The organism is Stieleria sedimenti (genome assembly GCF_025060895.1).
GTDB classification, from domain to species: Bacteria; Planctomycetota; Planctomycetia; order Pirellulales; family Pirellulaceae; genus Stieleria; species Stieleria sedimenti.
Map to the genome: position 1 here is coordinate 115,863 of NZ_JANZKV010000042.1, position 23,596 is coordinate 139,458.

23 protein-coding genes and 1 pseudogene are annotated in these 23,596 nt (G+C 54.7%); 9 read left to right on the top strand and 15 right to left on the bottom strand.

Annotated elements, in window-relative coordinates; translation table 11 throughout:
* Window positions 1–73 precede the first annotated feature (73 nt).
* The 7 genes from NZK35_RS06700 to NZK35_RS06730 all read left to right on the top strand — a co-directional run bounded on the left by NZK35_RS06700 (window position 74) and on the right by NZK35_RS06730 (window position 6,387).
* The gene (locus NZK35_RS06700; protein ID WP_259631798.1) at window positions 74–475 is read left to right on the top strand and encodes a BON domain-containing protein; all 402 of its coding nucleotides are present in this window, start codon (window positions 74–76) and stop codon (window positions 473–475) included.
* 115 nt (window positions 476–590) lie between these two features.
* Window positions 591–1,367: an alpha-glucan family phosphorylase gene (glgP, locus tag NZK35_RS06705; protein ID WP_259631869.1), complete on the top strand. Its 777-nt coding sequence runs from the start codon at window positions 591–593 to the stop codon at window positions 1,365–1,367.
* An 85-nt stretch (window positions 1,368–1,452) separates the two neighbouring features.
* Window positions 1,453–1,749, top strand: coding sequence for a glycogen-binding domain-containing protein (locus NZK35_RS06710; RefSeq protein ID WP_259631799.1), 297 nt, complete (start codon window positions 1,453–1,455; stop codon window positions 1,747–1,749).
* 14 nt (window positions 1,750–1,763) lie between these two features.
* The gene (locus tag NZK35_RS06715) at window positions 1,764–2,369 is read left to right on the top strand and encodes a hypothetical protein (protein WP_259631800.1); all 606 of its coding nucleotides are present in this window, start codon (window positions 1,764–1,766) and stop codon (window positions 2,367–2,369) included.
* A 14-nt stretch (window positions 2,370–2,383) separates the two neighbouring features.
* Window positions 2,384–4,543: a glycogen debranching protein gene (locus tag NZK35_RS06720; protein ID WP_259631801.1), complete on the top strand. Its 2,160-nt coding sequence runs from the start codon at window positions 2,384–2,386 to the stop codon at window positions 4,541–4,543.
* A gap of 22 nt (window positions 4,544–4,565) precedes the next feature.
* On the top strand, window positions 4,566–5,486 hold the full coding sequence (locus tag NZK35_RS06725) for an SHD1 domain-containing protein (RefSeq protein WP_259631802.1): 921 nt from the start codon (window positions 4,566–4,568) through the stop codon (window positions 5,484–5,486).
* 427 nt (window positions 5,487–5,913) lie between these two features.
* Entirely contained in the window at window positions 5,914–6,387 is a 474-nt protein-coding gene (locus tag NZK35_RS06730; protein ID WP_145214757.1) for a DUF305 domain-containing protein, read from the top strand.
* Between the two features lie 318 nt (window positions 6,388–6,705).
* On the opposite strand, the gene NZK35_RS35075 is transcribed toward NZK35_RS06730, so the two are convergent.
* The 15 genes and pseudogenes from NZK35_RS35075 to NZK35_RS06800 all read right to left on the bottom strand — a co-directional run bounded on the left by NZK35_RS35075 (window position 6,706) and on the right by NZK35_RS06800 (window position 21,707).
* On the bottom strand, window positions 6,706–7,050 hold the full coding sequence (locus NZK35_RS35075; protein WP_456115271.1) for a hypothetical protein: 345 nt from the start codon (window positions 7,048–7,050) through the stop codon (window positions 6,706–6,708).
* 97 nt (window positions 7,051–7,147) lie between these two features.
* The gene (locus NZK35_RS06740; RefSeq protein WP_259631803.1) at window positions 7,148–8,011 is read right to left on the bottom strand and encodes a site-2 protease family protein; all 864 of its coding nucleotides are present in this window, start codon (window positions 8,009–8,011) and stop codon (window positions 7,148–7,150) included.
* 224 nt (window positions 8,012–8,235) lie between these two features.
* On the bottom strand, window positions 8,236–9,591 hold the full coding sequence (locus tag NZK35_RS06745) for an APC family permease (RefSeq protein ID WP_259631804.1): 1,356 nt from the start codon (window positions 9,589–9,591) through the stop codon (window positions 8,236–8,238).
* Between the two features lie 138 nt (window positions 9,592–9,729).
* Window positions 9,730–10,032 (bottom strand): DUF5676 family membrane protein, encoded by a 303-nt coding sequence (locus tag NZK35_RS06750; protein ID WP_259631805.1) that lies wholly within the window; start codon window positions 10,030–10,032, stop codon window positions 9,730–9,732.
* 430 nt (window positions 10,033–10,462) lie between these two features.
* The gene (locus NZK35_RS06755) at window positions 10,463–11,083 is read right to left on the bottom strand and encodes a hypothetical protein (RefSeq protein WP_259631806.1); all 621 of its coding nucleotides are present in this window, start codon (window positions 11,081–11,083) and stop codon (window positions 10,463–10,465) included.
* A 206-nt stretch (window positions 11,084–11,289) separates the two neighbouring features.
* A complete protein-coding gene (locus tag NZK35_RS06760; protein WP_259631807.1) occupies window positions 11,290–11,988 on the bottom strand; it encodes a hypothetical protein in 699 nt (232 codons plus the stop codon).
* Window positions 11,989–12,186: 198 nt separating this feature from the next.
* Window positions 12,187–12,285, bottom strand: a pseudogene (locus tag NZK35_RS34850) (anti-sigma factor family protein); the annotation flags it as partial.
* A 625-nt stretch (window positions 12,286–12,910) separates the two neighbouring features.
* Complete coding sequence (locus NZK35_RS06765) at window positions 12,911–13,990, bottom strand: methionyl-tRNA formyltransferase (protein WP_259631808.1); 1,080 nt, start codon at window positions 13,988–13,990, stop codon at window positions 12,911–12,913.
* 74 nt (window positions 13,991–14,064) lie between these two features.
* Window positions 14,065–14,517: a hypothetical protein gene (locus NZK35_RS06770; protein WP_259631809.1), complete on the bottom strand. Its 453-nt coding sequence runs from the start codon at window positions 14,515–14,517 to the stop codon at window positions 14,065–14,067.
* A gap of 193 nt (window positions 14,518–14,710) precedes the next feature.
* Entirely contained in the window at window positions 14,711–15,967 is a 1,257-nt protein-coding gene (locus NZK35_RS06775; RefSeq protein WP_259631810.1) for a cation:proton antiporter, read from the bottom strand.
* Window positions 15,968–16,092: 125 nt separating this feature from the next.
* Window positions 16,093–17,568: a ferredoxin reductase family protein gene (locus tag NZK35_RS06780; RefSeq protein ID WP_259631811.1), complete on the bottom strand. Its 1,476-nt coding sequence runs from the start codon at window positions 17,566–17,568 to the stop codon at window positions 16,093–16,095.
* Between the two features lie 67 nt (window positions 17,569–17,635).
* Window positions 17,636–18,421 carry a cytochrome c3 family protein gene (locus NZK35_RS06785; protein ID WP_259631812.1) on the bottom strand — a complete coding sequence of 262 codons (786 nt, stop codon included), beginning with the start codon at window positions 18,419–18,421 and terminating at the stop codon, window positions 17,636–17,638.
* A 12-nt stretch (window positions 18,422–18,433) separates the two neighbouring features.
* Entirely contained in the window at window positions 18,434–19,198 is a 765-nt protein-coding gene (locus NZK35_RS06790) for a hypothetical protein (protein WP_259631813.1), read from the bottom strand.
* 3 nt (window positions 19,199–19,201) lie between these two features.
* A complete protein-coding gene (locus tag NZK35_RS06795) occupies window positions 19,202–21,235 on the bottom strand; it encodes a 2Fe-2S iron-sulfur cluster-binding protein (protein WP_259631814.1) in 2,034 nt (677 codons plus the stop codon).
* A 343-nt stretch (window positions 21,236–21,578) separates the two neighbouring features.
* Window positions 21,579–21,707 (bottom strand): hypothetical protein, encoded by a 129-nt coding sequence (locus NZK35_RS06800; protein ID WP_259631815.1) that lies wholly within the window; start codon window positions 21,705–21,707, stop codon window positions 21,579–21,581.
* 578 nt (window positions 21,708–22,285) lie between these two features.
* Between NZK35_RS06800 and NZK35_RS06805 the strand changes: the two genes are divergently transcribed.
* Both NZK35_RS06805 and NZK35_RS06810 read left to right on the top strand, forming a co-directional pair.
* Window positions 22,286–22,639, top strand: a complete 354-nt coding sequence (locus NZK35_RS06805) for a DNA-binding transcriptional response regulator (RefSeq protein ID WP_259631816.1) — start codon at window positions 22,286–22,288, stop codon at window positions 22,637–22,639.
* A gap of 53 nt (window positions 22,640–22,692) precedes the next feature.
* Window positions 22,693–23,385 carry a carbon storage regulator gene (locus NZK35_RS06810; protein WP_259631817.1) on the top strand — a complete coding sequence of 231 codons (693 nt, stop codon included), beginning with the start codon at window positions 22,693–22,695 and terminating at the stop codon, window positions 23,383–23,385.
* The last annotated feature ends 211 nt before the right edge of the window (window positions 23,386–23,596 follow it).

Consider the following 23,596-nt stretch of genomic DNA (forward strand, 5'->3'; position numbering starts at 1 on the left):
TTGACTCTCGCGGTTTTCTTTCGTCACAGAGTTGCTGGCAAATTCAGCTTCCCTCGATGACCCGGAGGTTCGCATGAGTGTTGTTTCTACAAAGCAGCGTTGCTCATACCCAACGGGTCGCTCTTGGGAGCAAGTTGATCGAACGGCGGGCGTGGCAAAACGCGACGACGCGGATGCAGGACTGCCATTCGACGACGCTCAAGAGCGATCGTCCCCCAAGCTAACCGTGCTTCCGGTCATTCAACCCTGCGGATGTCGTGTTGTCGCGGGCGTGCATAGCCGATGGGCGAGAAGCGGGTACGCTGCGCTGCGAAACATTTCTTGCCGATGTGATGATGGTGTGTTGGTCATCGACGGCAGCGTGCCAAGCTTCTTTTTCAAGCAGATGGCGCAGGAACTAGCACGGACGGTCGATGGGGTCCAGCGAGTACAGAATCGACTGCTCGTGAAAGACGTTGAACGTGACAATCAGTAATTCATGCAGTGGCGGGCGACCAAACCGATGACCAGTAACGAAACGAACACACTATTGCCAACGGTCGCCTATTTCTCAATGGAGATTGCACTTGGTCCCGCGATGCCGACCTACAGTGGCGGATTGGGGGTTCTTGCTGGGGACACGTTGTGGGCGGCAGCCGATACCGCCCGACGAAGTCTGGCAGGCTCACCGAACCGCAAAGCTGCGATTGATCGACGATATCAATTTGACTCAAAATACCTTGTTTGATCCGCTGACGTTTACGATTGGATTCGCAAGACGCGCGACGGCGTATAAGCGAGCGAACCTATTGATCAGCGATCCGGAGCGATTTCAACGCATTGCTGAAAAGCATGGACCAATCCAGATCGTATTCGCTGGCAAGGCACACCCTCATGATGTCGAGGGAAAGCGTCTGATTCAACAGATCGTGCGAGCGAAGAATCACCTGCACCCCGCAGTCAAGCTCGTCTATCTGGAAAACTACGACTGGGAGCTTGCTCGACTGATCGTTGCTGGTGTTGACGTTTGGCTGAACACTCCACAGCCGCCGCTAGAAGCATCCGGAACCAGCGGGATGAAAGCGGCGATCAACGGCGTTCCGAGCCTGAGCATTTTGGATGGATGGTGGATCGAAGGTTGTGTCGAAGGAACGACTGGCTGGGCGTTTGGGAATGCTACATCAGCGAATCCTGCGAATGTCGACCGCTGCAAGGATGACACAGACGCGTTATACGACCAACTTGAACAAGTGATTGTTCCGCTGTATTACCAGAAGCCCGACCAATGGCTGCGAACCATGTTGCACGCGATTGCGTTGAACGGGTCATATTTCAACACCGAGAGGATGGTGCAGCAGTACGTCGTGAAGGCTTACTACGAAGCCTAAATGACATTGGTGAATGAAGAAAGTCGGAGCGATGAGCATCTAAAGGACAACCATTCACCTTCACCGAAGATTAGAGGAGATTCTGATGTCGAAATCCAAAACCGATGGCAACGAAACCCAGTTCACCTGTCACGCTCCCGATGCCAAAGAAGTCTTCCTGGCGGGCACGTTCAACGAATGGAAGTGCGATGCAACGCCGATGTCCAAGGACGGTGCCGGAAAATGGACGGCGAAGCTGGAGCTTCCGGCTGGCCGATACGAATTCAAATTCGTTGTCGATGGCCAGTGGTGCTGCGAAACGAATTGTCACGCCGAAGGCGAATGCCCGCAGTGTGTCCCAAACGACATGGGCACCATGAATCGCGTCTGCGAAGTGCAATAATTTGGGAGCCAGTCATGAGTCAGGAACCGTCACAACCGACCGGCGTGAAGACGTGGATATTAGCGGCCTTGGTCTTTGGAGCCATCTCTGTCTTCGCTGTTTCGGATGTGATGTCTCAGGAAAACCCTCAAAACGAACAATCGCACAACGAACACGCGGCCACCGATATCGACGCTCGCTACTTCCAGAAGAATCTGGAGCTGGCCAAACACGATCTGCAAACCGCGTTGGCCGCCAATCGACGAATTCCCAACTTGAATTCGAAGCTATTGCTGCTGCGGCTTGAAAACCAAGTTGCCTACGCGACGAAGTTGGTTGAGCAGGTCGGGAAACATGCGGATCACGACCTGCACAAAAGTCATCTACAATCGGTAAAGAATGACGCGATTCTCGCGGAGAAACAGCTTGCTTGGGCAAGCAAAGCATCTGGAAATCTTCGCGACGACCAGATGAAGCGAATAGAGCTTGCCGCGCAGCTCGCACGACTAGCGCTGGAGCGAGCCGAGCAGCCAGGAATCACCGCCGACCCGATGCAACATTTGCAGTGGCAGATCGACCGGTTGCGATCGGAACTGCTGAGCCTGCAGGTCGAGTTTGAACGCACGCGATCAGGGCACTAGAACCGGATAGCTCAATGATTCAAAAGACGATTCAATCCCACTGTCGTCACTGCGGCACCGATGTGAGATCGGTGACGCAGCATCGGCCAACGCTCGGACCAAATTGGGAGCGGGCCGACGGCACGCCGCGACCGCTGGGTGTCACTTGGCTGGAACACGAACAGTCCTACAACTTTGCACTCCACGGGGGGAACGCTCGCAGCGTAACGTTGCTGATGTACCTCAAGGATGAACTGCGAGTTCCGTGGCACTCCGTGGCGCTTGATCCACTGAGAAACAAGTCGGGACCGATTTGGCATTGTCGAGTTCCCATCGCCGAAGCCGGTGACTCGGAATACTACGCTTACCAAGTTGACGGGCCGGTCGAGGGTGCCGCTTTGCCTTGGCACGCTTTCGACCCTGAGAAAGTCTTGCTCGATCCGTATTCGCGAAGCATCTATTTTCCCGATTGCTTCAATCGCGAGGCAGCACGCTCGCCCGGCTCCAACGCGGGCCGCGTTCCGCTGGGGCGTTTGGACGTTTGCAGATGTCCGTTTGACTGGGGCGATGAACAGCGAATCCGCCATGGTTCCGATTTTGTCATCTACGAAATGCACGTTCGTGGCTTCACGCGGCATCCCTCTTCAAATGTCGAGGCCAGTAATCGGGGGACATTCGCTGGTGTCGTGGAGAAAATCCCGTACCTGAAGGAGCTCGGCGTTACCGCAGTTGAATTGATGCCCGTCTTCCAATTCGACCCGGAAGACAATAACTACTGGGGCTACATGCCCTTGAACTTTTTCTCGCCCCACCACGCCTATTCTGCTCATCAGTCGTCTTGCGAGCAACACAGCCAATTTCGCGAAATGGTTCGTGAACTGCATGCAGCCGGTATCGAAGTCATTTTGGATGTCGTCTACAACCACACGTGCGAAGGCGATCATCACGGACCGACCTGCTGCTACCGGGGAATTGACAACGACGTCTACTACGTTGCGTCGGATGATCCGGCCTCGCCCTACGCAAACTTCAGCGGAACCGGCAACACACTTGATACGGCGCATCCGACCGTTCGCTCACGCATCGTCGATAGCCTGCGATATTGGGCCAAGGAAATGCACGTCGATGGTTTCCGGTTTGATCTTGCATCGGTCTTTTCGCGAGACTCGGAAGGAAACGTCAATCTGCAACAGCCACCCTTGTCTGACCAAATCGCCAGTGATCCCGACTTGGCCAACGTCCGACTGATTGCCGAACCATGGGACGCCGCCGGACTCTATCAGCTTGGTAGCTCTTTTCCTGGGCAAACCTGGATGCAGTGGAACAGCCGCTATCGCGATACTTTGCAACGGTTCGTTCGTGGTGACGCTGGCACGGTGCCGGACCTGATGACACGACTGTACGGAAGCAGCGACCTGTTTCCCGATCATCCATCGCAGTCATTCCGGCCTTTTCAAAGTATCAATTTCATTGCGTCCCATGATGGCTCCACAATCTACGATCTCGTTTCGTACAACGAAAAGCATAATGAGGCCAATGGTGAAGACAATCGAGACGGCCCGACGGAGTTCCGTTGCAACAACGGCTGGGAAGGCGATACAGAAGCACCGCAAGAAGTGCTCGACCTACGCAAACGCCAAGTCAAGAACTTCTGCTGTCTGTTAATGCTTTCCGCCGGAACGCCGATGTTCCGTATGGGTGACGAATTCATGCAAACCCAGGGCGGCAACAACAATCCGTACAACCAAGACAACGAAACAAGTTGGCTCGATTGGAGTCGACTCGAAGCAAACCAAGAAGTGTTTCGCTTCTTCAAGAAGATGATCGCGTTTCGCAAAACGCATCCAACAATTGGAAGTTCCACTTTTTGGCGTGACGATATTCGTTGGTTCGGTGCCGAATCGCCTGAAGTGGATATGTCCTCCGAGTCGCAGACTCTGGCCTATCACCTCTCCGGCCGGTCAGCGAGCGAAGCCGATCTGTACGTGATGGTTAACGCATCGACTCGTCAACGCGTTTTTGACCTTCACGCCGACAGTTCAAACATCTGGATGCGGGCAATCGACACTTCGCTTTCCAGTCCGCTCGATAATGCTGGTCGGGAATCGCAAGTCGCGATCGAAAACAGCCGCTACCACGTAAACCCTCGTAGCGTCGTCGTGCTGACACGCAGCAGCGGTACATCCACCTCCTAAGTTTTCTCCGAAGGAATGACTGATGAACACCATACGATCCATTACGTTCCTATTGACACTGACCACAACAACGAGCGTTTTCGCTCGCGAATGGTCCGACAAAACAGGGCAATACCAAGTCGACGCCGACCTGATCGGTTACAGCGACACGACCGTTGTCCTGAAACGAAAGCCCGATGACTTGGTCGCTGTCCCGATCGAGCAATTGTCAGACTCGGACCGCAAGTACCTCGAGACCCAAACGAAGGACACGATCACCGGCGGTGGCAGCGGCAATCAAGTCTGGGAATTGAAGTCTGGCCTGAAACTCCCCGGGCGAATCGTCGGCTTTGACAAGCACGGCGTCACCATTCAGCGTCGGCTAGGGAAGGTCTACGTCAACAACCAACGCTTCGACAAGATGCCTGGCGTCTACCGCGCCATCATTCCCAAGCTGGTCGCGCATTTCACGTCCGAAGAAATTGACGGTGAAAGGGGACTCGAAGACTGGGCGCGCGATCAGCGAGGCAAACCACGAACCTTCGAGTGTGCGGGTGTGATGATCGAACTAGAGGACAGCAATCTGTACTGCGTCCCGTTCTTCCTCTTCACCGACGAAACCTTCGCGATGCTCAAGCCGGGCTGGGAACGCTGGCTGGCGGCCAAGGAAGACTATGACGAAAAGGAGCAAGAGTCGTTCTTTCTACAAGCACAAACACACGCGTACGAACAACAGCAAATGCGATTGCGGCAGATTCAGAAATTGCAGTTAAATCTACAAGCCTACGACGCCGGTCTCTTTGACCTGTGGGAGGTCACGATGTATCCACAGGCGGGAGGATATGGACGGCCACTAAGTGTCGTGGTCCCAGCAACCGACAGCCAGCAAGCCGCTGCAGTCGCCCATCAACAAAATCCTCCCTACATCATCGGCCCCATGCGAATCGTCCGACGTCGAAACTGAATCGTTAGCACGAAACTATTCGCGATAACCTAACTGCAACATCCGGCACCCGACAGCGCGATCCACACATTGCCACGTCATCTAGTTCCACCGAAGTGGCAAGGCCCCACTCGTCAGCGACGATCGAAACGTCCACATCCAGCGCAGTTGGGAACGCGTCAGCCTTGGCATCAATCCTTCGATGCGCGATTCTTATGCGATGACTCGCTCGCTTCTGCTTGAGCGAAGATCGAACAGGCTGGCCGCGGAGCCGTCAATCTAGCCAGTTGAATTTGCGATGACTGCGAACTCTCCGGTGATCGCGCCCATCGGATTTGAACAAATCGATGTTGGCACGCCATCTGCGTAGTGCGTCAGTCGGGATGGCGATTTGCCGAAATATGCCACCATCGCCTCTAACAATTTTACAGCCAAAGGAATTAGTACCGTGTCCAAATATCGCCTTTTTGGAGCCATGATCGCAACGTCCACCGCAGTCATGCTCTTGTTGATGTACCTGAACACTTACGCCATCGATCACGTCTATTGGAGCGAGACTCGCTTCTATATGGCGTTGGTGATGGGTTCGACCATGGCAATGATCATGCTGTCGTTCATGCTAGGGATGTACAAAGACACCAAGACCAATATCGCGATTGCTGTCACCAGCATCGTGGTATTCACTGGATCTTTGTACCTCGTCCGGAGCCAAGAAACGGTTCAAGACGTCGCTTGGATGAAGGCTATGATCCCTCACCACTCAATCGCGATCCTGACCAGTGAAAGGGCTGAGATCAGTGATCCAAGGGTCCGTGAATTAGCCGATGAGATCATTGAGGCGCAAAGAAAAGAAATTGCTCAGATGAAGGCGTTGATCGCGGATTTAGAGAATGAGCCTGAACGCCCGATCGCGTCACGGTAGAACGGCTTGACGAATTGGGTAGGTTGCGAAAGTTGCCGAGCTGAAAAAGGCAGGACACAAGCACGATCACGGCGAGCATGCCAACTCCGGGAACTGCACGAGACCGCTGTGACGAAGGCCTTTGGCTCTTAAGACTGTTGCGCGCCGTTCGGATGCTGTGGAACTCAATCGGCCGACGTGACGGCTCATCCACCGGTTTGAGCTACAAGTAATCGAGAACGCACGGTTTTCCCTGTTTTGTTTCACTTTGGAACAGCACTTGCCCAACGTAATCGCAGTCAAAGCGGTCGAGTGATCGCATATGAGAAAATCAATTAATCACGGGAGTAGACGATGAGCCAATTCAAGAGTTGTATCGACGCGTGTCAGCAGTGTGTGGTCGCTTGCACCGAATGCCTCGAAGCCATGGGCGGAAAGAAGAGTGGCAACGACTGCCCAAGCTGCTGTGCTCAGTGCATCGACATCTGCGAAGCCTGTGTGAAGGCGATGGCGCGAGATAGCAAGTACGCCAGCCAGATCTGCCAGTTGTGTGCCGAAATTTGCAATTGGTGTGCCGACCAATGTGGGCAGCACGACCACGATCACTGCAAGCGTTGTGCGGAAGCTTGTCGAAAATGTGTCAAAGAATGCGAAAGCATGGCAGCAAGTGCTGCTTAAAATCATTGTGCAGTAATGAGTAAAGATCGCCTCCCGTATAGCCTATGCGTGTTACGGGAGGCGATGACGCTCGCTAGGGGTCGAGCGCCTCGATCCAACCGTTTCACTCATTGGCACAGTTTCGCCTAACCAGCATACTCTGCCAGGGAGTGTGGCCTGCGATGCGTCGCCCCGTATTAGCAACGACGATCGCACCCGTACGATGGCGATAGCGGTTCGATGTCGTTCCCGTCATCCCAACGCGGCGGACATTCCGAAAACATGTTTGTTGCAGCTCTTGGCGTCCGATCGTAATCTGCTGTACCGAGAAATCAGCGCCAATCAATTGGTGAGCTATCACATGCGGATTGTGACCACTGCCGGCGTGGTGTCGAAGTATGATCGTGCCTCCGGGCACGATCACGCGAATCATCTCGAGGACGGCTGCTCGTCGCATAGGTGCTCGCTCCATGATGATCTGCTGAACGCTACGATCGGGCAACGGTATGCATTCGGCACGCCCAAGGATGTGACGCGGGATGGCAACGCCCTTGTCAGGCCCGAGCGTTTTCAACGATCGCGGATTAAGGTTCCAAGCAATCTCGTAGCGCCCTTCTCCGCCAATGTCCAACAGTTCGATCTGGATGTGCATTTGGAATGTGGCATAGCCGATCCAACGTCGGCCCGTGCTCACCGGCGTGGTGTCGTTGAGAGGTGGTGTTCCGCGACCGGCGATGAAAAAGACGATGATCGCCCACAGCATCAGGCCCGGCCATACAAAGATCGCTAGCAAGAATAACGACCAAGTGGCGACGCTGCTGATCGTTTTCCCAATACGATGACCGAACAGCGGGCGGGCCATGTGACCGCCATCGAGTTGCCCGATCGGAAGCAGGTTGAGGGCAGTGACCAGCAAACCAAGCCAACGGGCGAATGCCAGCGGACTAAGCCTGAGCAAGTATCCGTGCTGAAGTTGCTCGCCGAGCACTGCTTTCGACAGCAACGCGAACAACATCGAAGAACCGACCGAAGTTCCGTGCATCATCGAGTGACCAACTTCGGCTCCCTCCGATCCAGGCGGCATCACCTGCGTAGTTTGCAAGCCGATGAGCAATGCTGGGATGTCGCTTGCGTTTTATCATTGTTGTCTTGCCGATCCATTTGTTGGTTTCCCCTCATTTCGTTGTCCTGTGTTCTAGTGGACCAATTCAATCACGCTGATGCTTCCGCGTGTTTCGAGTGGGCGTCTTCGTCATCGTCATGGTCTTCGTCGTTCCAAGTGAGGAACAAACGTTCGCCCGCGAAGATGAATGCCATTGAGCCCAAAGCGACCCCGATGACGAGCATGTCGCTGCTCGCCTTCATCCAAACGAACGCCCCCAAGATTACTGAGTCCAACGCCAATGCCGTGATTGGCACCCAGCGATTCGCGTTGACCTTTTCTCGGACGTGCCTCAAGACGCCCCAATGCACGGCCATGTCCATCACGAGATAGAAGATCGCTCCGAGTGACGCGATCCGCGACAGATCGAACAGAATCGTCAACGTGATTGCGAAAACCACGGTGTAGACGAGTGTGTGTTTTTGAATGTCGCCGGGCATTCCGAAGTGCTTGTGCGGCACGAGTTTCATTTCACTGAGCATGGCCAGCATCCTCGAAACGGCAAACGTGCTCGCAATCAGTCCGGAGATTGTCGCCACGATTGCAAGGCCAACGGTGAAGTAAGTTCCCCACTGTCCGAACGCCGGTCGAGCGGCTTCGGCCAATGCGTAGTCACGGCTCTCGATGATTTTTGAGACAGAAAGGTTCCCCGCAACGGCGAAACCAACCAATAAATAGACGACCAAACAGACGGCGAGTGAAATGATAATCGACCGGCCAATGTTTCTCTTTGGGTCGACAATCTCTGAACCGCTGTTGGTGATCGTCGTGAAGCCTTTGTAGGCGAGAAGTGCTAAGGCTGTTGCGGAAAGAAATCCGCCCGCCGAGGACCGCTCCGTGACGCCGACGCTTTCAAACGTTAGCTCGGATACCCAGAGACCTGCTGCTGCAAAGATCAAGATTCCCGCGATCTTGATAACAGCAGTCACCGTCGAAAACGTGCCAATGAACTTGTTGCCAAGGATGTTGACGATGAACGCGGCGACGAGAAGCCCGACTCCCAAAGCGGGGACGAGCAATTGATTGTCTTTTGCATCAAAGAGTTGCAGCGTGTACGTTCCGAACGTGCGGGCCACTAAACTTTCGTTGATGACCATGGAGAAGTACATCAGCAGGGCCATGCCAGCGGTTACGGTTCCCTTGCCGTACGCTTTCATCAAGAACATGGCGATGCCGCCAGCGGACGGGTACTGCTCGGCCATCTTCACGTAGCTGTAAGCACTGAATCCGGCAACGACGGCGGCGGCCAAGAACGCTAGCGGAAACAGACCGCCCGCCTGTTCGGCAACTTGTCCGGTGAGTGCAAAAATTCCCGCACCGATCATGACACCGGTCCCCATCGCAACGGAGCCGGTTAGCGAGAGGCTATTTTCTTCGTACCCACCCGATGATTCTGAATGATTCATCCCTTACCTAGTTCCCTGATTGGAAGATTCGCGTTGCAGTAGCTACTGCGTGTCCAAACGTCGGGCCAGTGGGAGACAAGGAGTCTGGGGAGCATGTTCATCCGGAACTCATCCTGTCTCCGTTATTCCCAGACTCATTCACTCTCGACTCCCAACTCCCTCACCCTTCTTCTCGCTTCCGCAGCAGTTGTAACAGCAGGCAATCATCGCACCGAACAACCATCCCAATACGAAAACTCCAACGGCTCCCAACACGGTCTCACCAATCGGCATGTCCCAACGCATGATAGTGGTGACGTCAACGCCGTGCATGAGGCTATTGAAGAATCGGATTGCGACATCCTTGGGGACGGTCATCATTACGAAAACACATCCGAGGTACGACACGATCGAGGCACTGGCGATCGCGAAGCCGAATCGTTTTATGCTAAGAGTTTGCATGATCTTGGTCCTTGTGTTGGTGGTCGCGATCAGAGTGAACCGGCTGGTGGCTGGGCACCAAGAGCAAGTGGCATCCGAGCATCAGAACGAGGAATACGGCTAGGGTCACGCCTTCGCTGACACCAAACAAAGGCAAGACAAAAATCATCGCTATTGGGATCATGCAACCCAATAGCATTCGCCAGAAGTGACTCATGGTTTCTTTCCGATTTCTTGTGGTTGAGCGGCTTGGTCGTTTGCTTCCTTAGATGCAGTTCAACGCAGTCTTCTTCATCAGTCGCCGAAGGAACGATTACCCAAAAACGAAAAAAGGCCGCGGCAGTGGGAATACTGCCGCGGCCTATTGAGGAGTAAAGCGTGAGGAGCATCTAACCCTGCTAGCCAAGATATTGCATCCCCACTCCCAACTCCCCACTTTCTTCACTCAAGCTCAGTGCTTGTGACCGTCATGCTTGTGCTCGCTCATGCCCTCCATCGTGCCGGCCTTGATCAGCTTTTGAGCCTTTGCGAGGGTTCCGGCTGGATCAGCTTGTGCTTTCTTGGTGCATCCGCCGCAGCAGAGGTAAACCGGCTTGCCATCAATCTCAAGCTTCAGCGGTGCGCCCATGGAGCCGAGGAAACTGGTGTTGGCAACGGCACAGTACTTTTGGGCTTCCACTGCCATTCGTTCATCCATCGGCAGCTTGGCGAGTGTTGCCGTTGAATCACGCAACTTCATGACGGTCTTGACGGTCTTTTCACCACCAGCAACCGCTTCTTCTTTGCAAGCCTTGCAGCAAAGGAAGACCGGCTTGCCTTCGATCATGACCTTCAGCGGTGTGCCCATCGAACCGAGACGGTCGTAGGTCATGATCGGGCAGAATCGTTGTTCCTTTGCGAGCTTCTGATCGTCCGCGGGAAGCTTGGAAAGGGTGTCTTCGATTTTCTTCTCGGCCTTCTTCATCGCTTCGTGATCGTGACCTTCGTGGGCAAAGGCGTTCAGAGAGACGAGGCTGCTAGCAATCAGTCCGAGGGCCAGCGAGAACAACAGGGGTGATCGTTTGATCGTCATTCGGGGAATCCTTCGATTCGGGGTTTGGAATCCAATTTTCAGTCACTCAGGGCAGACGGCGAACCATGCATCGACATCCCTGAGCGGAAACGTTGTACGTTGACTGCTTAGATGCCGGCTCCAGCCTGATCCTTCACGCAAATCTGGGATCTTTTTCCAAATCGGAAAAGTCTGCGTGGGCAACGGGAGTTCGTCGAAGTGCTCCGTTACTGCATCGCTAGCATTTGGTCGAATTCGTCCAGGCCATTGAGTCCAAATGCGGTCAATCTCCCACTCGGTGCTTTCCAGCTCACCGCGATTGTTTCGCCGCTCGTGCCGACTTTCAACTCGTGATTGCCGCGTTTGACAAGTTGAGTCGGTGTGTCACCGAACGAGACTTCCTGGCCTCGACATTGCTCAAGCACCAAGAACGTTGTTCCGTCTGGCCGCTGGCAAATCGATGCGACGCAATTGCACCTGCCGGGACCACAGGTGCACTCGTTTTCGGAGCAATTGCACTGCGGCATTTCCAGGAGCTGTGTTGAGACGAGTTTTACCGACGCTGGCAACATGGATTGAATCGATGGTTGGCGACCGAAGCTCTCAACGACTTCGGCGAGTGATGCAGATTTGCCGCTATATCGGTTTGCCAGATTTTGCATTGCCTCTTCCGTGCCGGAGGCATGTAACGCGAACGTGTCGTGCAGGTCCGTAACCGCAGTCACGTCGGCATCGTGGGCACCATGCTGGTGCCCAAAGTGGTCGAGGGGGCTTACGTTTGATTCCAGGCGATGCGGATCCACTGTTTGAGCGGTCATTTCCCTGCTCAATGAAGCATCGTGCTGTGCGACCTGGACCGGACCATTGTTACGGTGCACCGTCCACGCCAGGATCAAGATCGATGCGGCCAACGATGCGGCAATCACCAGGGCATCTTTGCGCCATTTTGAGCGTCCACCTTCACGCTCGTTCGGGCTCGCCTCAGGACTGGCAAGCGACACAACGGGACTGCCGTCAGCCAGGCTCGTCTGGATTGCAGACCACGGTGGCGCTGTACACGGCAGGGGAGCCGCGAGAGATACGCTCAGCTTCTCGAATGCCGCTAACTCCGCTTGACAAGCCGGGCAGGTCTGTACATGCGCGCGAACTTCCGCAGTGGCTGAATCAGAGAGTTCGCCATCAAAATAGCTGGAAAGTTGTTGCTGTACGCCGTCACAGTTCATGCGTTTCGCTCGTGCTTGAAACCTACTCCCGCCGTCATCTACGAACGAAAGTTAAACGGTTAGACGCTGCGTTTAGACGAATCCTTCACGGATATCCGGAATTATCTTGGAAATTATTCCCGTTGTCGAGTTGGGAGCCCAAGCGTCACACTGCTGTAACGATCGCCGCTCTTTCCTTCTCTCAGGCTCCTATGGCCCCAACACTTCCTTTCCCCGAAATCAGCGGGTATGGCCGTGCGAGTGCTGATGCCCTCCGTCTGCTGAGGTTCCGTTCGCGCGCCGCAACGCAACGCAACAGCAAACAGTAAAACCGATATCAGCAGTATGGTTGCCAAGGTTAGCCGCCTCCGCCACCGACTGCTGGAACTTGTTGGCGCTGAGTCTTTCATCAGCGAATTGGACCGGTTTCTGGCTCCCGGTGCCCCGCATGGATCAATAACAGCAGCAGTGCAACCCTGCCCACCCAAATGCCCCAGGACTGACCCCAGCCGAAGACCAGGCCCCAGTTGCCCTCGCCAGTGGCCAGTAAAACCGGGTGGACCGGTCGCGGCGCCGGTCGACGCGAATGCCAAGACCAGGAAACCTACGCGTCGTACGTTTTTCATCTCAGCTGTTGGGATTGATTTCAAGCAGCCTTCAAAATGCTGGCACACTTTCGACTGATGAATTGATCTCCAGGTTTGATCCGCAGACTCATCTGCGCATTTTGTGTGGATGGAAGAATCACTGGTTTCTTCAACTCCACGTGGAAGCCTGGGTCACGCGTCGCAACCGTCAATTTGTCGCGGTCGTCGGAGATCACCGTGCCAGGAGGCACGCGGGATTTATCGCTACGCGATTCACTTGCAGCCTTCTCGCAAAAATCGCGTTGTGACGTAACAAGTCTTCCATTCTCGAACCCGATCACCGTACCGTTGAGCGTCGTAAACAACGGCAAGTATCCCTCCAGAGCTCGCATTGTTCGATCGATGGAATCAGGAGAGGAATGCCATTGAATCCATCCCCACTGCGGATCAGCGGATGGAACATAGGAGGATTGGTCGAGCTGTTTTCTTGGGATCGCACGTCCAGAGACGATCGCCCGTAGTAGGTTTGCGACGACATGCTCAGACAATCCAGCCATTCGATCAGACAACGCCAACGCGGTTTCCTTCTCCTTGATCAGAACTTTTTCCTGCAAAAGGATGTCCCCGGTGTCAATGCCCGCGTCGATCAGATGAAACGTGATGGCCGTCTCGCTGTCGCCGAAGAAAATAGATGCCAAGTGCGGACAGGCACCTCGGTATTTTGGCAAGTCTGAGCCATGGCAGTTGATGAAGGTCGTATGCCCGGAGTTAAGCACCGATTCCTTCAATATCTCTGGCCATCCACCGACTAGTACAATATGTGGTCTCAGCCTATCCAATTCTTGTCGAAATCCGATGCTATTGACACCTGGGCAATCCAGGATGCCTAACCCTCGATCACGGGCAAACTGCAGCAGCTCTTTTTCTTTCGGGTGATTTTCGAGCAAAAAGTACCGTGGGATTTTGCAAACCGGCAGAAAGCCCACGAGATGAGCGTGTTCAGAGGCGTCGCCGACGCCGCGCAGGAGACTCATTCCCAAAGCACCACTGCCCAAAACAACAACACGAAGCTTTTCTGTCGGAGAAACGATTTGCAATGAAGGCATTTGAATTTCATTCTCGGCGCTAAAGATTTCCATCAACCGATCGCAAACGCAGCTGATGTCGCATTCGCTCTCGATGCTTTGTCTGTCCAGATCGTCCAGATTTCCATCTATTGGTTTCGAGCGATCGCGAAGTATTTGGCGGGATCTGCCTTTACCTTTTTCACGCAGCCGCGGCAGCAAACGAACAGCGTTTCTCCGTCAACGGTGACCGGAACGGGATCCCCCATCGATCCAAGTGGCTCCCCCATCACGGGGCAAAGCTTGTTGTTGATGACGCTGCCACCGGAGGCAGCCATCGGCTGCTGCATGGATTGGGAAGCCATTGCTTGCCGCGACATGTCATGCTGGGGCATCGTCGCACCGCCAGTCGCACGATAATCTGCCACGGCGGCATAGCCCGCAGGACTAGGCGAGCTGCCGCAGCCACCGCAGCCTCCTCCACCACAGCCCCCGCCGCCGGGCATTCCCAGGAGGGCGGTGCGATCTTTGGCACAGCCGGAAAAAACAAAGACCAGCGAAAGAGCGACTGGCCAGACCCACGGCTTCATTGCGTTTTTCATGATTTCCTCGAATCCTTGAGGAGGTAGTGGTTTGTAGACTGCTCGTTTAGATGACGCGGCTCGCCGAATCCTTCACGGAAAAAGAAGAAAGTGAGGAATAGGGAGTAGGGAGTTTGATTCGCCAACTCCCAACTCCCCCCCATCGCCCGCTTCAACGCTGGCGGCGTGATCAACGTGGTCACGAGTAAGGCAATTAGCGAAAGGGCATTTCAACGATGGGCTCGTGTTCCGCTGCTGGGCTGATTTCCTTCGCCCGTTCGGCTCGGACGGCGTACCATTTCGCGAGCGGATATGCGGTCAATCCATGGCAAAAGACACTCAGTGCGACCGTCGCCATTGCGATCGCAAAGATGTCTTGCCGGGTGGGAACCTCAATTTCTTGGAGCAGCACCAAGGCGAACACGATTGATGCGACACCACGGGGACCGAACCATCCGACAAACAAACGTGTTTCCCCACGCAATCGAGTACCGACAAGACTGATCGCCACCGGCAACATCCGTAACACTGTCAGCGCCAGAATTGCGAAGAGCATCCCGGTGAATGTGAGATTCGTGTAGGCCAGCGGCAATAGGACAGCACCAAAGACAAAGAAGATTAACAGAGTGAGCAACTGCCCTTCCGCCTCCGCAAACTCATGGATGGCGAGGCAAATTGATCGAGAGACGTTCCCGACAGTCAGTCCCGCACAGAAGGCCGCGATAAAGCCGTTCCCGCCGACTGACTCCGCCGCCCCATAGGCAACCAATGCCAGAGCGATGGTTGTCAGTTCGAGGAACGAATGACTAATCCACTTGCGAATCGCCGATCGTTCAATCAGTTTTCCGCCGATGTAGCCGACGCAAATTCCGACCAGTGGTCCAAGCCCGATTTGCATTGCTGCAAACTGTACCCAATAGGCGGTCGTTTCCAGATGCTCAGCGACACGTGCACCACACAAGAAGACTAGAAACAACGGTAGGCATAGCCCATCGTTCAAACCACTTTCGACGCTGATCGCTTGACGAATGCGTGTCGGCACCAGTTTGTTCGTCACGACAGCGTGTGCCAACGCCGCGTCGGTTGGAGCAACAATCGCAGCCAAGACCGCAGCTTGCCAAAATCCAAACTCAGGGAACAACCACCAAGCAGCGATCGTTCCTATCAACATGCAAAGCGGTAGACCAATCGTCAACAATCGAATAGGCAAATCGTGTTCACGGCGAAGTAGCTTTAAGTCAATGCGAGATGCATCCGTGAACAGCACGACGATCAAAGTCAATTCCGCCAGAAGGTGGATCGCATCGTGTTCCAACCGGAATTCGAGTACGCCAAATCCGCCATCGCCAACCAGCAGTCCGAATGAAACGAAAACGATCGGAGCTGTGATGACGCTCTGCCGTAATCGCGCTGACACAAGGCTGTAAAGAATGATTGCCAGCGAGACAATTGTGACGGAAGTTGTATCCATGAAAAATGATTTTTCTCGCAAACCAACAAATCACAAATCAGCTCTCGTCAGGAGCAACCAAGCTAACTTGCCAATACGCCAGTCCGTAGCCACCTATATCGAGTAGTAGTTCTGATTCAATTGACTCAGTGGCTGTGATGACTGTGAGAATGTTCGTGTCCGTCGCCAGAGGCTTCGCTGCCTCCGGCACGTATGCCAGCTACCGTAACCGTAAAAACGACTGCGATGACGATTGCCAGTGCCGTCACCCATTTCCGAAAGATGCTTCTGGCACTCGTCGGTGCCGTGTCTTCCGTCAAGGAAAATGACTCGGTGTGGATGTTGTGGCGCGGCACCTTGTGATGCCGCAGGGCAGTGACGACCTTACTGGTCATCGCCGCAGGGCCGCACAAATAGAAGCCGGTTCTCATTAGCTCGCCGCCGAGCAAGCGGTTGAGCAACTTTCCATCAATGTGTCCGTTTTCACCCGCCCAAGGTTTATCTGGTGCGGACAAGACATGCTCGACCTGCAATGACGGTTGTTGTGTCGATTGCATCTCATCTAACTCGCTGCGAAACACGATGTCCGCTTCGGTCTTATTGCCATAGATCAGTGTGACAGGACGTTCATCACCAACGTCTCGCATGTGACGAAGCATGCTCATCAGCGGCGTGATGCCGATGCCGCCAGCGATGAACACGAGTTCGGATTCGTCCCGGTTCAAGGTGTAGGAAAAGCGACCAAAGTTGCCCTGCACAATCGCTGTTTCGCCACTTTGAATCTTGCCGACTTGACTGGTGAAATCTCCCGAAGCTTTGATCGTGGATTCGACAAACCCGGTCAGTGTCGGGCTGGAGGAAATCGTGAAGTGGTGTTCCTCCGCAGGAACAACAGCGGAGTTTGGAAACGTCAAGAAGTGAAACTGACCCGGCAAATGGTTTGCTGTTTCACCCTCGGGCAACGCGAATCGCAACGTGCAAACATCAGGTGATTCCTGTCGAACGTCGTCAACGCGATATGGCTTGGACGCCAAGCGTCGCGGTCGGATGAGTCGATGCCAAACAAACGCGGCGATCGCTGCGCCGCCAAGCAGCACCCACAAAATCTGCATCGGCAATGCGGATAGATCACCGCCCGCGTACCAACTGTGGAGCAGCGCCAACGCGATGATCGCTATGGCCAGCGAATCATGAAAAACTCGCCACCGCTCAAAGCTGAGCCTCAACGACCGACGGAACACGGAGATCAAAATGTGAACGAGTAAGAGCAACAACGTCGTCTTGCCAGCCCAGATGTACCAGGTCTGATCGAGACCGTAAAGCAGCTTCCAGTTCCCTTCGCCAAACGCTAGCAGGAAGGGATGCACGAGCAATAGGGCGAGTGCGAACATGCCCATCGAGCGGTGAAAGATCATCACGCTATCGAGGCCAACGTAGCGATTCGTTACTGGCAGCCGCGAGGCCAGGACAAACTGCATCAGCAGAACGCCGATTCCGATCAGGCCACTATTCTTCGCCACCTCGCTCCAAAACGAATGGTCCGTTTGCGGGACCGCTAGCAAGGCGATCCAAACCGGTGCGGTCACGGTGAGCAAGTAGAGTGCGATGAGAGCAGTTTTCATTTTTAGTGGGGAGTGGGGAGTGGGGGAATCAAACTCTTAACTCCCAACTCCTCACTCCCCCCCTCTCCTAGTGATGCTTGTACCATCCAGCTCGTTTGATGTCGTTCCAGCTCGTTGTTTGATGACACTGGTGACATTGTTCGACTCGGGCGTGCGGTTTGCCCGCGACCTTGGCTGAGATCATCTTGAAGTGCATCATGTAGTGGCTTGGTGGTGCTTGGTGGCATTGGTTACAGTCGGTCGAGTTGGTTGAGGGGTGTTTGAATTCGGGGATCGTCCAGCGGTCGGTTGCATGGCATTGGGCACAATCTCTGCCGAATAAGCTGCGGTGTTGGTCATCATTGGAATGGCACGAAGCACAGTCGAGCACCGATTCTTGCAGGCTGATCCGTTCGTGCGGTGGAGACGCCAGTCGAAGTTTATCGACGAGCATGTTATAGGCCGACGCTTCTTCAGTTCCCGCTTCCGCGCTTTGCATTTCCTTCATCCCGATCGAGGTCAGTAGCGTGTGGTCCATTTCCGACAAGCTCGCATCCACCCCTTGGTGTTCGAGGTGGCATTGCTTGCAGGTGCCGATGCTAGCGTGAAAGGCTGTCGGTTGTCGTTGCAGAATCGACTCGTTGTTGGCGTGACACAAAATGCACTTCGCGGTGTCAACACCCATCACCGGCGTATGGCAGGCTTGGCAATTGTCGCCAAGGTTGGCGTGAGCAGCCGAAAGCGTACCGGGATTGACCGAGCGGTGCAGCGTGTGTGACACGGCATCCGTTTCCGACTCCGGCAAAATGCCCATGGCGTAGGCAGTCGACAGGATTGCCGCGAGCGTGATGAAGATAAGTAGATTGCGTTTCATGGAGATCGAGTCTTATTCAAACCACCGCAAGCCGAAGTAGACGGCGTAATAAACATGCACAAACATCAGGCCGTAGAGAACGAACGAAATCACAATATGAAACTTCAACCACTTCCCGAACCATTGTTTGAAGTCCTCGTGCGTCGCGATTGCAAACTCGACATCGGCAATAGATTCTGCAAGACGAACGAGTGTGATCGTACTCTGCCCTGATGAGTCCACTGTGTCGCTCGCTTCCGGCAGAAGGAAGCCAGCAGTCAGACGGCTGAAGAATCCGGAGAACAGTCGCAAGCTTTCAGCGGTAGCTGGATGAGAACCAACCTCCACTACAGCTTGGTCGTAGGCGGTTTGCAATTCCGAGAGCATCGCCTTTTTGGCTTTGATCTCCGTAGCGAATCCCGACATCAGATATCGCCCAATGAAACCACTGACAACAACCAGCAATGTCATCGCCGTCAGCGTGATCCCCAGCGCACTGTTGTATTTGTGGCCACTGTGCAGGATGACCAGAATCGGCCCCAACACGCCCGCATAGATATGCCACGCGAGCAGCGTTCGCATCGAAACGTGTTTGGTGACGGCCTGCTTCAACTGCTTGTTGCGTTTGACGACCAGGTAAGCCAGGGGCACCAGCATCAGCAGCGCCCCGGTGACGCCAAGAACGCCTCCCCAAAAACTGCCTGCGAAGCGATGAGAATGATGTAGCGGAAAGCCAAGCCATGCGAGCAGCATGAGGAAGACGAGGCCGGTGACGACTATCTTTTCGCGTTCTTTCATTGCTTACGCCTCCACGCTCACATCCTCTGTCGACTTCGACTGACAAGCCAGGATCATTCCCGCTTCTTTCTCGTCCGGTTCCAGACCGTCGTCGACCTCCATTGACACGTTGCCCGAAAGCAGCTTCACCCGGCATTCGCCACAGGTGCCGACTCGGCATGAGTAATCAATATCGACTCCGATCCGTTCGGACGCTTCGAGAATCGTTTCGTCCGGAGGCAACGAAGTGGACTTGTTGGATGTCGCGAACGTGACCTTCGCTCCCGTCGCTTTCTCTTGGCGAGCCTCTTGTTTCTCTGCAACCTTCGCCTTCGGCTTCTGTGTGGAACCAAAGTTTTCGGTGTGAATGCTCTCGGCTGGCACTTCCAGTTCCGCGAGCATCGCTTTGGTGGCTTCCATCATGGCCGGAGCACCACAGATGTGAATGCGTTTTGACGCGATGTTCGGCACCCACTCGGCCAGCAATTCTTTATTTAGGCGACCGCTCGTATAGCCGTTAAGATCTTCCTTGATCCGACTCATCGCGACGTGGACGTGCAGGTTGCCAAATTGCTCTTGAAGTCGTTTGAGTTCCGATTCAAAGATGAAGTGTGCAGGATCGCGGCACGCGGCGATAAAATGAATCTCGCCGGGCCACGCCATGTCCGTGAGCGCTCTCGCGATGCTCATCATCGGTGTGATTCCGACGCCACCGGAGATCAATACGATGTCGTCGGATTCCTTCCCCGAGAAGACGAACTTGCCACTCGGGGCTTTGACTTCCAACGTGTCGCCGACTTTCACTTGGTCATGCAGGTAACGAGACCCCGCGCCTTTATCTTCACGTTTGACAGTGACCTCGCAGAAGTAGCCCTGGGTCGGCGAAGATGAAATTGTGTAGCTGCGTTTGATCGGTGTCTCGGCAACCGGCAGTGTCAACGTCAGAAATTGACCCGGCAGGTAGCTGAACGGAATGCCGCCCCCATGGCAGGCGACAAAGCGAAACGTCTTCACGTCTTCTGTTTCTTGAATGATCTTGGCAACCCGCAACTTACAGAGTTTCTTCTTGCCAACGGCGAGCAACCCGTTGTGACTGACGCCCTTGACGTCTTGTTCGGTAACGCATCCATCATCGGTGTCGCAACAGTCGGTTGAAGAAGGGGAGTTTGGAGTCGTTGTTGTATTGCTCCCACCTCCCCCACTCCCAACTCCCAGCTTTGCTCCTCCACTCGCTGACGCCCCTACTCCCGTACTCCCACCTCCTTCACTCGACGCTAGTCGTTCCAGCAGCGAAGCGGCGCGGCGCATTTTGAAGAAGTACATCCAGATCATGGTTACCGCGAACAGTACCAGGATCACCATCACGAGCGTGTGAAACGGTGTCATGCCCCATAGCCAAGCGTTCGACGCTGCCACTGGAGTACCGTCACTCAGGTTCATTTCGTTTTTGAACCACTGAAGGGCGACACTGCGTGGTGCTTTGCCTTCGCGAAGTGCGCGATGGGCTGCTAAACCACTTTCAAAATCACCGAGTCCTTCGCGAATCTTGGCGGTTGCAGCCTGCATGGCTACGAAATCATCGCTGCCCGCTGAAATGGAAAGCTCGTCAAAGCCTTCGCTCAAGACCCGGGTCCCCGCGATCATTCGCTGGTGCGCCTCGTGCTCCAACTCGCCACGTCGCTCCATCGGCAAATCGGGCAATTCCATCAACGATGGATACAGGTCTTTCGGTTTGGGCGCACCCATTTTTTCCATCATGCCACCCATTCCGCCGCCACCCATCATCCCGACGCCGCCTTCGCCACCTCCCATCATTCCTCCCATGCCACCGCCTTTTCCGCCCAGCATTCCCGGCCCAGTTCCTTCGGGCGGGCCACCCATTTCCTTGCCGCCCATGCCACCCATTCCTGACTCGCCAAACGTTTTTGCAGCTTCTTCGGGATGGTGGCTGGCGTGTTCTTCTGGCGAAATCTGGGCGTACGCGATTCCGGACGCGGCCAACCCAACCACCATCATTGTGGCGACCGGCAAAAGAAAAACGGCAATACGGCTTTGCATCGAGCGAACTCTCTCATTTCGTGTGATGTCAATACCGCTTTGGATGCGGCAGTCCTTCCGTTTCTTCACGAACAAACCTGAACGGCTGCAAATCACTTCCGAATTTGTTTAGAAAATTTTTGATTTGCCGCGAAGGATTCCATCCTCTTGTGCATCAAATCTCGCAACACTGGCCCAGAACAGGGCGTTGAATGAGTCGCGATCACGGACGATCCCATGAACCCAATGCTTTTTGGCCTAATGAAACTTGCTGCCCTCATCGCCGTCGTCGTGTTCTCGGCCGGGGCACCGCAGCCTTCCACTTGCAAATGCGAGCATTGCCCGTCGAAAGTCGGTTCGTCCGTTACTTCAGCAGAGTCTGCACCGGAATGCTGCTGCGGAACTGATTCCTCGGCACCTTGCCAGTCATGCCCTTGTAGATGTCAGCAATCATCGCCTGATCAGGGGCTTGAGCCACAATCCGAAGTTCCATCGCCGATTTTCGCGAGCGAGCGAGTCTTTGCTTCGCACTGGACAGGCAGTTCACTTTCCCGCGCGGTCCCGCAGGCTTCTCCCGCGGTGCTAGCGGGTGCGCCGCTTTGCGTTGCCCTGTGTCGTTTTCGTTTGTAGTGCACGTCATTTCCGACGTTCGCTCCACTGCAACAAACCAAACGACATTCTCAAACGGAAAGTGATTTCAAGATGATCATGCAAGAACGATATGCGCCCATCGCAACAGCAAGCTATCAACGCGGTGCCACCGAGCCACTCCTAATTGGCTGCCCGGTATGCGGACGCCCCGCGAAGGTTCGCCCGAAACTCGTTGGCGAAGAAGTTGCGTGCGGGCACTGCCACGGCACCTTTGTCGTGACGGAACAAATGAATGGCGAGAAGCTTGCGAGATCAACAACCGCTGATCGAAAGACCTCGAAACAAGAATCGCCCATTCGCTCGACACCAACACGGCCATCTCGCAAACAGGAGAATCTGCCCAAACCGCATCAAAGTCGCCGATCAACGCCCCGTCCCATCGCATTCATCGTCGAACCACGCGACGAGGTTTACGCTCGATTGGCCGGTGATCTGATCGAAGCTGGCTATCGCGTCGTCACAGCCTTGTCGGCTACGGATGCACTGAAGGCGTGCGAAAAGTATCGCCCTAAACTCGTCGTGGCGCAGCTTGCCCTTCCAAGCCCAAAGGCATGGCAGTTAGCTCCGAAGCTCGCGATGCTCGATTGCGATACGCGAGTCGTTTTGTACGGTGCTGAGGTTGCCGTCCACGACTATGCCATGGCCGACTTCTTGGGCATCGAAGAGTTAATTGAGTACGGCGGTGACCTGTTTCGTCTTTCGGCTCGGATTCGTCAGGTGCTTGGTACCGAGTCGCCTTTTCAAAATGAATCAAAATACCGAAGCGTTGCCTAAAAACGGCGTCGCCCAAACAACACAAACAAGCCAATTATCGAAGGACCGATTTCATGCTAATTCTGTCACGCAAAATGGGCGAGTCGATTTGCTTGCCCGGAACGAACACAACGATCACGATACACCGGACATCTGGCGGTCGAGTGTCATTGGCAATCGACGCACCACGCGAGCTCGCCAATACAACTGAACGCTTTTCAACCACATCTAGTGTCATCGAAACCGCGATAGCGAGACTGGCGTGCGGAACCGATTTATTATCGCCATCGACGAAGACCGGCAAGCAGATCGGATGCCGCGACCCAAGTGACAAATCCGATGCAGAGTCCAGCAACATCTTGGACGAAGCAGCCCCACCGCGGAGTGCGATGGGGCAATCAGACTTGGATAACCTCGCTACAGGCCACGGATCAGTAACCGCAACCCGACCGTACGCGACGATGAAGTACTCGGCGAGGGGTAACGAGCGCCGGTCGGTAGCTGGAATAGGCTGGGGTGTAGCTGGGATAGTAGCTGCCATAGCCAAAGCCGCCGTAGCCAATGCCACTGTAACCCACTCCATAGCCAAGCCCGGTTCCGTAGTAGCTGGCTCCGTGCCCGTAGCCACTGTATCCATGCCCGTAACCACCGTGTCCGTATCCGCCATGGCTGTAACTGCCGTGGCCTCCGTAGCCATGTCCACTTCCCACATGACTGCCACTTGCATGACCTCCGCCCCCATGACCGCCACTAGCCATTGCGGGTGAGGACCATGAAATCGCTGCGGCTACAACAACTAAGCCAGCCAGTATCTTCAGTTTTGATGCGTTCTTCATTTGAAATCGCCTTTTGAAAGGAACGTGAAGGCCCGTTCGGGCCAGTGCGTGAACAAGCGTGGCGGTCTGCAATGCAAGTGCCACGCTTTCATCCATTTGGATGCGTGTTTCACATGGTTCCTTCACGCTGAGATCACGGATT

What these genes read in the sequence shown, in the direction of transcription:
- NZK35_RS06700 (WP_259631798.1), top strand. Translation starts at nt 74, where the DNA reads ATGAGTGTTGTTTCTACAAAGCAGCGTTGCTCATACCCAACGGGTCGC.
- NZK35_RS06710 (WP_259631799.1), top strand. Translation starts at nt 1,453, where the DNA reads ATGTCGAAATCCAAAACCGATGGCAACGAAACCCAGTTCACCTGTCAC.
- NZK35_RS06715 (WP_259631800.1), top strand. Translation starts at nt 1,764, where the DNA reads ATGAGTCAGGAACCGTCACAACCGACCGGCGTGAAGACGTGGATATTA.
- NZK35_RS06720 (WP_259631801.1), top strand. Translation starts at nt 2,384, where the DNA reads ATGATTCAAAAGACGATTCAATCCCACTGTCGTCACTGCGGCACCGAT.
- NZK35_RS06725 (WP_259631802.1), top strand. Translation starts at nt 4,566, where the DNA reads ATGAACACCATACGATCCATTACGTTCCTATTGACACTGACCACAACA.
- NZK35_RS35075 (WP_456115271.1), bottom strand. Translation starts at nt 7,050, where the DNA reads ATGATTTTAAGCAGCACTTGCTGCCATGCTTTCGCATTCTTTGACACA.
- NZK35_RS06745 (WP_259631804.1), bottom strand. Translation starts at nt 9,591, where the DNA reads ATGAATCATTCAGAATCATCGGGTGGGTACGAAGAAAATAGCCTCTCG.
- NZK35_RS06750 (WP_259631805.1), bottom strand. Translation starts at nt 10,032, where the DNA reads ATGCAAACTCTTAGCATAAAACGATTCGGCTTCGCGATCGCCAGTGCC.
- NZK35_RS06755 (WP_259631806.1), bottom strand. Translation starts at nt 11,083, where the DNA reads ATGACGATCAAACGATCACCCCTGTTGTTCTCGCTGGCCCTCGGACTG.
- NZK35_RS06765 (WP_259631808.1), bottom strand. Translation starts at nt 13,990, where the DNA reads ATGGAAATCTTTAGCGCCGAGAATGAAATTCAAATGCCTTCATTGCAA.
- NZK35_RS06770 (WP_259631809.1), bottom strand. Translation starts at nt 14,517, where the DNA reads ATGAAAAACGCAATGAAGCCGTGGGTCTGGCCAGTCGCTCTTTCGCTG.
- NZK35_RS06775 (WP_259631810.1), bottom strand. Translation starts at nt 15,967, where the DNA reads ATGGATACAACTTCCGTCACAATTGTCTCGCTGGCAATCATTCTTTAC.
- NZK35_RS06780 (WP_259631811.1), bottom strand. Translation starts at nt 17,568, where the DNA reads ATGAAAACTGCTCTCATCGCACTCTACTTGCTCACCGTGACCGCACCG.
- NZK35_RS06785 (WP_259631812.1), bottom strand. Translation starts at nt 18,421, where the DNA reads ATGAAACGCAATCTACTTATCTTCATCACGCTCGCGGCAATCCTGTCG.
- NZK35_RS06790 (WP_259631813.1), bottom strand. Translation starts at nt 19,198, where the DNA reads ATGAAAGAACGCGAAAAGATAGTCGTCACCGGCCTCGTCTTCCTCATG.
- NZK35_RS06795 (WP_259631814.1), bottom strand. Translation starts at nt 21,235, where the DNA reads ATGCAAAGCCGTATTGCCGTTTTTCTTTTGCCGGTCGCCACAATGATG.
- NZK35_RS06800 (WP_259631815.1), bottom strand. Translation starts at nt 21,707, where the DNA reads ATGGAACTTCGGATTGTGGCTCAAGCCCCTGATCAGGCGATGATTGCT.
- NZK35_RS06810 (WP_259631817.1), top strand. Translation starts at nt 22,693, where the DNA reads ATGCTAATTCTGTCACGCAAAATGGGCGAGTCGATTTGCTTGCCCGGA.